Consider the following 12,127-nt stretch of genomic DNA (forward strand, 5'->3'; position numbering starts at 1 on the left):
GGGTTCGGGGTCAACTGGGTCGTTGGCTGGTCAGTTCATCATGAGACGTCGGCGCCGCCCCTCATTGCCCTGCCGGGCATTTCTCCCCGTAAACGGGGCGAAAGAGGCTAACCGCTGGCGCCGGTGATTGGCGAAACCGGCGACAACAGCGTCCCTCGCCCCGTTTACGGGGAGAGGATGCCGGCAGGCTGGTGAGGGGCGGCGCAGGCTTTGGAGACTCGCTTCGGCGTGAGCGATTCCGCCCCCTAACCCCCCAGCGCCTGGTCCAGATCCGCGATCAGATCATCGCCATCCTCGATCCCCGCCGACAGCCGCACCAGCGAATCGGAAATGCCGATCTCCGCGCGCTTCTCGGCCGGAATGGAGCCATGCGTCATCAGCGCCGGGTGCTCGATCAGGCTTTCCACCCCGCCCAGGCTCTCGGCCAGCGTGAACAATTGCGTGCGTTCGAGGAAGCGTTTTGTGCCGGCGAGGTCGCGGTCGAGCACGGCCGTGATCATACCGCCGAAGGCATGCATCTGGCGCTCGGCGATGTCATGCTGCGGATGGCTGGCGAGACCGGGATAGATGACGCGGCGCACGTCCTTGCGGCCTTCAAGCCACTTGGCGATCTTGAGGCCGTTCGCCGAATGACGTTCCATGCGCAGCGCCAAAGTCTTGAGACCGCGCAGCGCCAGAAAACTGTCGAACGGGCCTGAAATAGCGCCGATGGCGTTCTGCAGGAATTTCAGCTGGGCAGCGAGGTCCTTGTTGTCGCCGACAACAGCCACGCCGCCGACCATGTCGGAATGGCCGTTGAGATATTTGGTCGTCGAATGCACGACAATATCGATGCCGAGCTCCAGCGGCCGCTGGATATAGGGGCTGCAAAAGGTGTTGTCGGCGACGGACAGAATCCCCTTGCGTTTGGCGAGTGCGGCGACGCCTTCGAGGTCGACGATGCGCAGCAGCGGGTTGGTCGGCGTTTCGACCCAGAGCATTCTCGTCTCCGGGCGGATCGCGGCTTCCACGGCGGCGAGGTCGGTGAAATCGACGAACGAGACCTGCAGATTGGCAGAGCGCTTTCGCACCCGCTCCATCAGGCGGAAGGAGCCGCCATAGATGTCGTCGGTGGCGACGATATGCGCGCCGGAATCGAGCAGTTCGAGCACCGTGGCGATCGAGGCCAGGCCGGAGGCGAAGGCAAAGGCGGCCGAGCCGCTTTCGAGATCGGCGACGGCACGCTCGAAGGCAAAACGGGTCGGGTTCTGGCTGCGGGCATATTCAAAACCCTTATGCACGCCGGGCGATTGCTGGGCAAAGGTCGAGGTGGCGTAGATCGGCACCATAACCGCGCCGGTCAGCGGGTCATGGCTCTGGCCGCCATGGATGGTGCGCGTTGAGAAGGCCAGGCGGTTTTTTCCGGCTGGCGGGGTGCTGCTGGTCATCGTGCGCGCCTCAAATGGTTGATCAGGTCGATGCGGGTAATCAGGCCGACGAACTCGTCGCCGTCGAAGATGATGGCGACCTCGTTGCGGTCGAACACCGGCAGCAGCGCATCCAGCGTCTGGCTGGCCTGCAGCGTGTGCAGATTGGAGGTCATCGCTGTGCGCACCGGGCCGTTGAAGCGCTCCCAGCGGCCGTCATGCGGGCCTTCGACCTTGGCCAGGATATCGCTTTCGTCGACGATGCCGATCAGCTTGCCGTCGTCGAGCACCGGTAGCTGCGAAACATCGGAGCGGCGCATCCGCCCATAGGCGTTGAGCAGGCTTTCGTCCGGGCCGACGGACACGGTGTCGCCGGTGCGATGCGAGCGCATCACCAGGTCGCGCAGGTCGCCATGCTGCTCCTGCTCGGCCAGCCCCTGCTCGGCCAGCCAGAAATCGTCGAACACTTTCGACAGATATTTGTTGCCGCTGTCGCAGACGAAGGTGACGACGCGCTTGGGCACCGTCTGCTCGCGGCAATAGCGCAAGGCAGCGGACAACAGCGTGCCCGACGACGAGCCGGCCAGAATGCCTTCCTTCGACAGCAGGTCGCGCACGGCCAGCATGCTCTGCTTGTCGGGGATGGCGTAGGCTCTTTTCACCAGCGACAGGTCGGCATTGGGCGGCACGAAGTCCTCGCCGATGCCTTCGACGGTCCAGCTGCCGGCCTCTTCCATCTTGCCGGTCTTGATCAGCGGCGCCAGCACCGAGCCGACCGGATCGGCGAGCACCATTTCGGTCTTCGGCGACACCTTGGCGAAATAGCGGCCAAGGCCGGTCAGCGTGCCGCCGGAGCCGACGCCGACGACCACCGCGTCGACATCGCCGTCGAGCTGCGAAAATATCTCCGGACCGGTGGTGGTCTCATGCGCCAGCGGATTGGCCGGATTGGCGAACTGGTTGGCATAGAAGGCGCCAGGCGTTTCCGCCGCGATCTTCTCGGCCATGTCCTGGTAATATTCGGCATGGCCTTTGCCGACATCGGAACGCGTCATGCGCACCTCGGCGCCGAGCGCGCGCAGATGCTGGATTTTTTCGCGCGACATCTTGTCGGGCACGACCAGCACGATGCGATAACCCTTGGGGATGCCGACCTGGGCGAGGCCGAGGCCGGTGTTGCCGGCGGTCGCCTCGACGATGGTGCCGCCACGCCTGAGCTTGCCCTCTCGCTCCGCCGCGGCGATCATCGACAGCGCGATGCGGTCCTTGATCGAGCCGCCGGGATTCTGGCTTTCGAGCTTAATGAACAGCCGGCACTTGCCGGTGTCGAACTTGGTCAGCTCGACCACCGGCGTCTGGCCGATCAGGTCGAGAACCGACTTGTAGGGCGGACGCAGGCGGGACAACGCGTCGGGTGCGGCGATCTCGTGCTCGCTCATATCGATGCTCCATGATCAAGCGACCGCCTCGAGGCAGAGCGGCAGCGTAGCCTCTTTTCCAGCCCTTTGCAGTCGGAAAGAAGATAGATCGTGCCAATCAACTGGCCAGATTAGGAATGAAATTCTGGGTTTACTGCTGTCCCGCAAATCGTGGCCGGGCAGCGGGACAGCGCCGACGTCAACAGCAACTCACCCCAGCAGCTGCTTGCTCAGCCTCGCACACTGCACGCGGATATCGGGAATGGCGTCGATCTCGAAGAAGGTGCCGCGTGTCAGCGGGCCGACGGCGAGGATCTTGGCTGAAACGGTGCCGTCGCCGGCGATGATCTCGCATTTGGCTGAGACGTCGAGGCCGATGCGCAGCGGATCCGGCCTTGCCAGGCCGCGGTCGACCAGCGAACGCACCACGCTGTTCGATGAGGTCGAGATGTCCCTGACGATGCCGGAGCAATCGTAGATGCGGGCGACCTCGAATGTCTCGAGGCGCTGTGTGTGGCGCGACTGGACCTGGATGGTGAATTCGCCCCCCTTGGCGATGTCGACGACGCGGCCTGCGACCAGGCGGATGCGGCCGGATTGCACGGCTTCGGTCACCCGAGCGTAGACCTCCGGCGCCATGCGATGACGGTGGATGTCCCACCAGGCCTTGGTGTGCTCGACGAAGCGGCGCTTGGCGGAAGCCGGCCAGTTCTGCCAGATCTTCTGGTTGAATGGCCGCAGCCCGTCGACGACGTCGCGCCAGTCGATGCCGGCCTTCTGGTTTTCCTTGATCAGGTCGCGGAACCAGCCGACGAAATAGGATAGCTGCGTGCCGAGCGGGATGTCGGCGACGTCGAGCTTGATCGGGTTGCCCTTGCGATGCGGCGAGGGCAGCAGGCCACGCCTGGACACAGCAATGATGTCGCCGCGATGGCCGCGCTGTTCCAGCGCCAGGAACGCATCGACCATGCTGAGACCGGTGCCGAGCACCATGACGCTTCTGTCGGGATCAAGTGCTGTATCGGCTTCCGAGCCCATCCTGACGGCATGGCCTTGCGCCGGCTCCTCGTCATGGCCGGTGGCCAGCACGGCGAGGTGTGCAACCACGCTGGTGCCGTTGGCCAGCGCCACTTCGACGCCCGATGCCGTGGGCGTGATCGATAGGCTTTCCTCGCGGATCAGGCGAAGCCGCCCGGTCTGCTGCTCGCGCGTCTCGAGATCATCCAGCAGCTCCCCGAGATAGCGGGCATAGACGCTGCGCGGCGCGTAGACCGGCGCCTGGTCCTGACTTGCCAGGCCGCGCTCCAGCAGCCAGCGCCAGAAATTGGCGGGATCGTCGGCATAGGCGCTCATGCCGGCGGCGCTGACATTCAGCACATGCGCCGACAGCAGCGTCGAATAGGCGATGCCCTGGCCGAAATGCGGACGCTTCTCGATCAGCGTGATGCGCAGGTCGGGATTGGACGATTTCAGCAGATGCGCTGCCAGCACGACGCCACTGGCGCCGCCGCCGACGATGATGATCGAGTTGGCGCGCCCGGTCATAGGCATGCCTGCGGTGTGCGCAGCGCCAGTGTCAGGCCTGGACCTTGATCGCAACCGGCAGGTCGTCCGTGGCCATATCGCGCATTTCGGCGAGGCTGCGCTGATCGAGCACCTCGGCGATCGCCTGCCGGACCTCGAGCATCAGATGTCGGACTTGGCATGTCGCCTCGTTGCAATCTTCACAGCGCTGATACTGGGTGCGGCTGGCGCAAGGGATAGGGGCCAGCGGCCCGTCGAGGACGCGCACGACATGGCCGACCTTGATTTCGTCGGCAGGGCGCGCCAGGCGGTAGCCGCCATCCTTGCCCTTGCGGCTCTGGACGAAGCCGGCATTGCGCAGCTCACCCAGGATGGCGTCGAGAAATTTCTTCGGGATGTTGTTGCCGGTGGCAATGTCGTTGACGAAGGCGAGCTGTCCGGCCGGCAATCGCGCGAGATGTACGAGCGCCTTGAGGCCGTACTTGCCCTTTTTCGTGAGCATGAGATCAAAATTTCTCTGTCATGCGACGGCGTAGAACCATCGGTTGCAAAACGCCTGGCGTGCATCCCCGTCGCGTCCAGGCTGCCATGACACATAAATTCTAGTGACATGATGTACAAGCCGATCAATGTTGATTTTGCTTCGTTTTCAAGCTGCTGTGGCCATTTTAACCTGCCTTTGTGCCCTTGAGAGCACAAAGAATGCGCTTTGATGGCAGCGGAATGGCAAATGGTCCTCCGGGGCCGGATGCGGCCGGCATCGACTGACGCGACGGCGAAAGCCGATCCATGCCGCGAGCGATCATGGTGATGTGGTGGCCGCTCATCGTCGACTCCAACTCCCTCATGTCGATAAGAATACTATACTTAGCTCCGGGCACGCGGAATGCGTTTTCAAATCCGGAGCTGTTTGAGGCATGGATTTGCGTGGCATTGGCCGAAGGGGGAATTCTCGTTCGCGAGTGGCTAGGCGATGCGGCGATCCTTCGCGCCCCCTTTGTCCCGCGGGCAATTAGAAAAGCTCTGCCCTGTCCAACGCCGTGACGTTGCCCACCGTAGCTGCCCTATCCGCCTTGGCAGCCCAACGCCGGTGGCTTTTTTCTAACAAGCCGGCCTTCGTTGGAAGGATTTAACTCTACAAGAACGATAGAATTAGATGACTATCCTGGGGCATTCCGATTTTCTCTTTTCAGGAGCCCTTCATGTCCACGATTTCGCGACGCATTGTTCTGCTCTCGTCGGCAGCATTGGCCGGTGCTGCCTTCCTCGGCCCGGCCCTTGCCGACGACCTCAAGATCACCATCGGCTACCAGACGGTGGTCGAACCCTCGAAAGTGCCGCAGGCCGATGGCGCCTATGAAAAGGCGACGAAGGCGGCCATCGACTGGCGCAAATTCGATTCCGGCGCCGATGTCATCGCCGCGGTTGCTTCCGGTTCGGTCGATATCGGCTATGTCGGCTCGAGCCCGCTGGCGGCGGCGGCGAGCCGCGAGCTGCCGATCCAGACCATCTTCATCGTCGGCCTGATCGGCGAATCCGAGGCGCTGGTGGCGCGCAACGGCGCCGGCATCGAGAAAATCGCTGATCTCGCCGGCAAGAAAGTCGCCGTGCCGTTCGTGTCGACGACGCATTACAGCCTGCTCGCCGCGCTGAAGCATGAGGGCGTCGATCCGAAATCGGTCGAGATCCTCAATCTCAGGCCACCGGAAATCGCGGCGGCCTTTTCGCGCGGCGACATCGATGCGGCTTACGTCTGGGATCCGGCGCTCGGCCAGATCAAGACGACGGGCAAGGTGGTGCTGGATTCCTCGAAGGTCGCCGCCTGGGGCGCGCCGACCTTCGACGCCTGGATCGTGCGCACCGACTTTGCCGAAAAGAACCCTGAGGCAGTACGCGACTTCGTCAAGGTGACAGGTGCGGCCTATGCCGAGTTCCTGGCGAAGCCGGACGCCTGGTCGGTGTCGTCGCCGCAGGCGGCTGCGATCGCCAAGCTCACCGGCGCCAAGCTGGAAGAAGTGCCGCAGTTGCTCAAGGGCTATGTCTTCCCGACGCTCGAAGAGCAGGCGTCCGACAAATTCCTTGGCGGCGGCACGGTCAAGGCGGTGGAAGCGACATCCGCCTTCCTCAAGGAGCAAGGCAAGATCGACGCCGTGCTGCCGGACTATTCGAAATACGTGTCGTCGAAATACGTCACCCAGGCGCTGGCCTCGAACTAGACGCATGAACCCCTGACGCCGCGTGCTGACTGCCCCGGAACCGCTGACGAGGAGCGGCTCCGGGGCATTTCAGATTTAGACGAACCTCTTGCGAGGCACCCATGCCGCATCTCGTGCTCGACCCCCATCTCGTGCTGGACAAGGTCTCGATCCAGTATGACGGCCAAGCCGCACCCGCCGTCGAACTTGTGTCGATCGATGTCGCCAAGGGCGACTTCGTCGTGCTGGTCGGCCGTTCCGGCTGCGGCAAGACCTCGCTGCTCAATGTCGCCGCCGGCCTTGTCGCGCCGGCGCGTGGGCGTGCCTCCATCAACGGCAAGCCGATCACCGCGCCGGGCTCGGACCGGGCGGTGGTGTTCCAGAACGACGCGCTGTTTCCGTGGCTGACCGCGCGCGAAAATGTTGCCTTCGCGCTCAGGCTGCGTGGCATCAGGCCGGCCGAGCGGGCGCGCCGCGCCGATGAACTGCTCGAGTTGGTGAAGCTCACCGATGCCGGCGACAAGCGCATCTGGGAGCTTTCCGGCGGCATGCGCCAGCGCATCGGCCTCGCCCGGGCGCTGGCCGCAGAACCGGAATTCCTGCTGCTCGACGAACCGCTCGGCGCGCTCGACGCGCTGACGCGCGAACGCATGCAGACGACACTGCTCGATTTGTGGACGGCAAGCGATGTCGGTGTGCTGATGGTGACGCACGGCATCGAGGAGGCGCTGGTGCTGGCCACCCGCATCGTCGTGCTGGCGCCCGGCCCGGGCCGCGTGGTGAGGAGCTTCGAGCCCGGTTTCTCCAGGCGCTACGCGGCCGGCGAGGCCATTCGCACCATCAAGGCCGATCCGGCCTTTGCCGCGGCGCGCGGCGAGTTGACCGACGCGATCTTCGAAGGAGAAGCGGCATGACCGTTACTTCCTACACGGAGCGGCCGGGCAGCAAGGTCGACGAGGCCGACGGCCTGTCGGTGCCGTGGTCGCGGCCAAGCCCGAAGCGCAAGGGCATCTCGGCACGCGCGGTCAGCGCCGTGACCATCCTGGTGGTGCTGGCGGTATGGGCGCTGTCGGCCCGCCTGCAACTGGTGTCGCCGGTGTTCCTGCCTTCGCCGATCGCAGTGTGGAACAAGTTCATCCTCGTCGCCCGTGACGGCTTCGTCGATGCAACGCTGCTGCAGCATGCGGTCGCCAGCCTGGGCCGAGTCTTTGCCGCGCTGATCGCGGCCATCCTCGTCGGCGTGCCGGTTGGTCTCGCCATCGGCATCAGCACGGTCGGGCGCGGCATCTTCGATCCGCTGCTGGAGTTCCTGCGGCCGATCCCGCCGCTCGCCTATCTGCCGCTGGTCATCATCTGGTTCGGCATCGGCGAACCGTCCAAGATCCTGGTGATCGCCATCGCCATGCTGGCGCCGGTCGCATTGTCGACCGCCTCGGGCGTTCGCGGCGTCTCGCAGGAGCGCATCAATGCGGCGCGTTCGCTTGGCGCGACACGAGCACAAGTGGTCCGCCATGTGATCCTGCCCAGTGCGCTGCCTTTGATCCTGACCGGACTGCGCATCGCACTCGGCGCCGGCTGGTCGACGCTGGTCGCCGCCGAGCTGGTGGCGGCGACGCGGGGGCTCGGTTTCATGATCCAGTCGGCCGCCCAGTTCCTCGTCACCGACGTCGTGGTGATGGGCATATTGGTGATCGCGGCCATCGCCTTCGTGCTCGAATTCACCATCCGCAGGATCGAGCGCGTGCTCGTCCCGTGGGCGGGACGCGAATGATTGGAAACCAGAAGAGCAGGAGAGAATGACGATGACCCATTCCACCGCCGTGCTGTTCGCCCAGGCCGGCAACTGGTTTCTCGCCTGGACCAGGGAAAGCCAGCCGCCTGAACAGCAACCGAAATCGCCGGCGCCGGTACGCTGGGACGCCGAGCGCGACCGCCTGCCGCCACGCGACGAGAGTTTTTACTGGGCCTGGCAGTACTGGTCGCAGTGAGGGGTCACACCCTACCGGTTTGCCCAGACCAGCCCCACCAGGCCGACCAGCATGGCGACAATGCCGATATAGAGCCATTGCGACTGGCCGGTCATGAAGCTGCCGCCGACAACGCCGACGCCTTGCAGCGACCACAGCGCGCCGATGGCAAGCACAATCAACGCCAGCAGATTTTTGGTCAGTCTCATTGACGGATCTCGCTTTCGAAGTCGATCGGTTGCGGCGCTGGGGCCGCGATGAAAGAGCCAAAGGAAGTGGCCCGCTTGCGTCGACTTCTACTTGGATATCTATGCTCGATCTTGTCAAACAAATCCCGGATATCGGAACGAAGATCATCATCAATTGATCATCTCTTGCCGGAAAATCCCTGACAGACTGTTACCCAATGACTCCAAACGTGTGCCACTGCCACGGAACCGCCAGATCATTGCCGCATTTCCTGCCTTATTCGGCACCTAACGGCTGGGTCTGTCAAAGAACGGAGCCATCCCTCAACATGAAGAACTCAAAACAGACCGCGCTTGTCGCGGTAACGATCGCTGCTGGCCTGATGGTCGGCGCTTCTTCGGCAACCGCCGCCGGCCAGTGCGGCCGTGCCTCGTGGTATGCCCTGCACTCCAAGACCGCATCGGGCGAGCGCATGAATCCTTCGGCGATGACCGCCGCCCACCGCACCTTGCCGTTCGGCACCAAGCTCAGGGTCACCAACAAGAACAACGGCCGCAGCGTCATCGTGCGCATCAACGATCGCGGCCCGTTCATCAAGGGTCGCGTGCTCGACCTGTCGAAGGGTGCCGCCGGCCAGCTCGGCTTCATCGGCTCCGGCCACACCGCCGTGTGCATGGCGCGCGTTTGATGTGACTATTTCCTGGACCATGATCTTCTGCCGAGAACCGGAATCCACTTTTCGGGATCATGGTCGGGTGTCCGGCAAGAGGGGCCGGACACATTACTTACACATTTCGCAGCCGCACACTGAGCCGGCTGGCGCCGTTCAGGGCCGATTCCCAGTGCCTTGAACCAAAGAAATATTGGTCACGCCACGTGACGTATTGCATCGCAGCAATTAGTTGTTAACCTCCCCGCGAGACATTTAGGCTCGGCGCTGCTCGTCGTCCCTTCGGTCGCAGGCAGCAGCGGGGTTCTTAATGTTCTACCAGCTCTATGAAATGAACCACGCCGCCTTGCAGCCGGCGCGTCTCTATGCCGACGCGGTGCGCCTGTTCTACTCCAATCCGCTCAATCCGTTTTCCCACACGCCCTGGGGCCGTTCGGTCGCGGCGACCGCCGAATTGTTCGAGCGCACCACCCGCCGCTACGGCAAGCCGACCTTCGGCCTCAACAAGACAGTGGTCGACTGGAAGAGCGTCGAGGTCACCGAGAAGACCGTCTGGTCGAAGCCATTCTGCAAAGTCGTCCGCTTCGAACGCGCCATTCCCGCCGGGCGCCGGCCGGATCCTAAACTTTTGATCGTGGCGCCGATGTCGGGCCACTATGCGACGCTGTTGCGCGGCACGGTCGAAGCCATGCTGCCCTATGCCGACGTGCACATCACCGACTGGGTCGATGCCCGCATGGTGCCGCTGGCCGACGGCAGTTTCGATCTCGACGACTATATCGACTACATCATCGACATGCTGCATGCGCTAGGCCCTGACACCCATGTGATGGCAGTGTGCCAGCCTTCCGTGCCGGTGCTTGCCGCAGTTGCGCTGATGGAAACGAAGGGCGATCCCTTCGTGCCCTCGACGATGACCTTGATGGGCGGGCCGATCGACACCCGCAGCAACCCGACCGCGGTCAACCTCCTGGCGCAGGAAAAGGGCATCGACTGGTTCCGCGACAATGTCATCATGCAGGCGCCGTGGCCGGTGCCGGGCTTCGGCCGCGAGGTCTATCCAGGCTTCCTGCAGTTGTCCGGCTTCATGAGCATGAACCTCGACCGCCACATCATCGCCCACAAGGACTTCTTCATGCACCTGGTGAAGCATGACGGCGACAATGCCGAGAAGCACCGCGACTTCTACGACGAATATCTGGCTGTGATGGACCTGACGGCGGAGTTCTACCTGCAGACCGTCGACACCGTCTTCGTGCGCCAGGCCTTGCCCAAGGGCGAGATGACGCATCGCGGCACCAGGATCGATCCGTCGGCAATCCGCAATGTCGCCCTGTTCACGGTCGAGGGCGAGAACGACGACATCTCCGGCCTTGGCCAGACCAAGGCGGCGCATGATCTGTGCCCCAACATCCCCACTGAGCGGCATGCCCACTACATGCAGCCGGCAGTCGGTCATTACGGCGTGTTCAACGGCTCGCGTTTCCGCTCCGAGATCGTGCCTCGCATTGTCGACTTCATCACCAGCTATGGGCGCCAAGAGCGTGTTGCGGTGAAGCCGAAGCTGGTGCGTACCGCCAAAAGATAATGCGCATCGCCCAAAAGCATGTTCACGGGCTGACCCGAGGGCGTAGCTATTTTGGGAAATGACGTCCCTGGAACAAAGCTTAACGGCGCCAATCCGGCCAATTGATCGTCAAAACCGGCCGGCTGGCCGATTCTGTTGCACAATAGACGCGGTGCTGCCCCTCGGGTAACCATGCCGACAATCCGACCGTCGTCGTAATTGACACGGACTGTAAATCCCCCTTAACCTTTCGTTAATAACAAGGGTGAGCGGGGACAATGATATCCTCATCAATGGCACGAAGGCTGCGCGTGTATGTGGCGGCCGGGCTGGCAGTAACGGGAGGCTGGGTGGCGCCGGCTTTGGCGGCCGGAGCGATGGCGACCGGGGGTCTCACCTCGCAGCCGATCGGCCACTATGACTTCTGCAAGCTGCATCCGGGCGAATGCTCTATCCGTCCGACCAATCTCGCGCCGGCCCCGATGACCGACGGGTTGATGCGCAAGCTCCTCAATGTCACCGCCAGGGTCAACGCCGCCGTCAAGCCGATGAGCGACATGGACATCTACGGCAAGGACGAAGTCTGGGCCTATCCCGACAACGGCGTCGGCGACTGCGAGGACTACGTGCTGGAAAAGCGGCGCCAGCTTTCGCGCATGAGCATCTCGCTTGCCGATCTTCTGATCACCGTGGTGCGCAAGCCGGACGGCGAAGGCCATGCGGTGCTGACAGTGCGCACCGACAAGGGCGACTATGTGCTCGACAATCTGACCGACAAGGTCAGGCCATGGGACGCGACCGGCTACCGCTTCCTCAAGCGGCAGGCGATCGACAACACCGGCCGCTGGGTCTCGATCCGTGGCGGCCAGCAGGTGCTGGTCGGCGCGGTGCAGTAGGAAGCTTCGAAGCACGATCGCGCTTTCGCCAAATAGCCGAGGCCGGCGCCGCCCCTCATTGTCCTGCCGGACATTTCTCCCCGTATAGGGGCGGGGAGAAAGACGCTTTCATCGCGCTTTCGCCAATCATCAACGTCGCAAGCGCCAACGGCGCGGCTATACCCTTCTCCCCGTCACAGTAACGGGGAGAAGGTGCCGGCAGGCGGATGAGTGGCAGCGGGACGTCTGCCAATATTTACCACGCCCCGAATGAATTTTCGCACTTCTCCATGAACCATTTCGCTCCGGCCAACGA

At 63.3% G+C, this 12,127-nt stretch carries 12 protein-coding genes; 7 read left to right on the top strand and 5 right to left on the bottom strand.

The window, feature by feature from the left end; all coding sequences use genetic code 11:
* Positions 1-245: 245 nt before the first annotated feature.
* The 4 genes from EN935_RS07865 to EN935_RS07880 all read right to left on the bottom strand — a co-directional run bounded on the left by EN935_RS07865 (position 246) and on the right by EN935_RS07880 (position 4,850).
* Positions 246-1,427, bottom strand: a complete 1,182-nt coding sequence (locus EN935_RS07865; RefSeq protein WP_127373253.1) for a PLP-dependent aspartate aminotransferase family protein — start codon at positions 1,425-1,427, stop codon at positions 246-248.
* Positions 1,424-2,845: a pyridoxal-phosphate dependent enzyme gene (locus EN935_RS07870; RefSeq protein ID WP_109663529.1), complete on the bottom strand. Its 1,422-nt coding sequence runs from the start codon at positions 2,843-2,845 to the stop codon at positions 1,424-1,426. The genes EN935_RS07865 and EN935_RS07870 overlap by 4 nt, the downstream gene beginning before the upstream one ends.
* A gap of 189 nt (positions 2,846-3,034) precedes the next feature.
* Positions 3,035-4,369 carry an FAD/NAD(P)-binding protein gene (locus EN935_RS07875; RefSeq protein ID WP_109663531.1) on the bottom strand — a complete coding sequence of 445 codons (1,335 nt, stop codon included), beginning with the start codon at positions 4,367-4,369 and terminating at the stop codon, positions 3,035-3,037.
* A gap of 31 nt (positions 4,370-4,400) precedes the next feature.
* Positions 4,401-4,850: an Rrf2 family transcriptional regulator gene (locus EN935_RS07880; protein ID WP_109663534.1), complete on the bottom strand. Its 450-nt coding sequence runs from the start codon at positions 4,848-4,850 to the stop codon at positions 4,401-4,403.
* A gap of 700 nt (positions 4,851-5,550) precedes the next feature.
* On the opposite strand from EN935_RS07880, the gene tauA reads away from it, so the two are divergent.
* The 4 genes from tauA (at position 5,551) to EN935_RS07900 (ending at position 8,531) form a co-directional block, all read left to right on the top strand.
* Complete coding sequence (tauA, locus tag EN935_RS07885; protein WP_109663536.1) at positions 5,551-6,564, top strand: taurine ABC transporter substrate-binding protein; 1,014 nt, start codon at positions 5,551-5,553, stop codon at positions 6,562-6,564.
* A gap of 101 nt (positions 6,565-6,665) precedes the next feature.
* Positions 6,666-7,457 (top strand): taurine ABC transporter ATP-binding protein, encoded by a 792-nt coding sequence (locus tag EN935_RS07890; RefSeq protein WP_109663539.1) that lies wholly within the window; start codon positions 6,666-6,668, stop codon positions 7,455-7,457.
* Complete coding sequence (locus EN935_RS07895; protein ID WP_109663542.1) at positions 7,454-8,314, top strand: ABC transporter permease subunit; 861 nt, start codon at positions 7,454-7,456, stop codon at positions 8,312-8,314. The genes EN935_RS07890 and EN935_RS07895 overlap by 4 nt, the downstream gene beginning before the upstream one ends.
* A gap of 31 nt (positions 8,315-8,345) precedes the next feature.
* On the top strand, positions 8,346-8,531 hold the full coding sequence (locus EN935_RS07900; RefSeq protein WP_109665302.1) for a hypothetical protein: 186 nt from the start codon (positions 8,346-8,348) through the stop codon (positions 8,529-8,531).
* An 11-nt stretch (positions 8,532-8,542) separates the two neighbouring features.
* Here the strand turns inward: EN935_RS07900 and EN935_RS40730 are convergent, their stop codons facing one another.
* Complete coding sequence (locus EN935_RS40730; RefSeq protein ID WP_164548536.1) at positions 8,543-8,719, bottom strand: hypothetical protein; 177 nt, start codon at positions 8,717-8,719, stop codon at positions 8,543-8,545.
* Between the two features lie 308 nt (positions 8,720-9,027).
* Between EN935_RS40730 and EN935_RS07910 the strand changes: the two genes are divergently transcribed.
* From EN935_RS07910 to EN935_RS07925, 3 genes are all read left to right on the top strand, one after another.
* Positions 9,028-9,387, top strand: coding sequence for a septal ring lytic transglycosylase RlpA family protein (locus EN935_RS07910; protein ID WP_109663545.1), 360 nt, complete (start codon positions 9,028-9,030; stop codon positions 9,385-9,387).
* A gap of 292 nt (positions 9,388-9,679) precedes the next feature.
* Positions 9,680-10,957 (top strand): polyhydroxyalkanoate depolymerase, encoded by a 1,278-nt coding sequence (locus tag EN935_RS07915; RefSeq protein WP_109663548.1) that lies wholly within the window; start codon positions 9,680-9,682, stop codon positions 10,955-10,957.
* Positions 10,958-11,214: 257 nt separating this feature from the next.
* Positions 11,215-11,832 (top strand): transglutaminase-like cysteine peptidase, encoded by a 618-nt coding sequence (locus tag EN935_RS07925; protein WP_109663552.1) that lies wholly within the window; start codon positions 11,215-11,217, stop codon positions 11,830-11,832.
* Positions 11,833-12,127: the final 295 nt, after the last annotated feature.

Origin of the sequence: Mesorhizobium sp. M7D.F.Ca.US.004.03.1.1, from assembly GCF_003998635.1 — a bacterium.
In the GTDB taxonomy this organism is placed as follows: Bacteria; Pseudomonadota; Alphaproteobacteria; order Rhizobiales; family Rhizobiaceae; genus Mesorhizobium; species Mesorhizobium loti.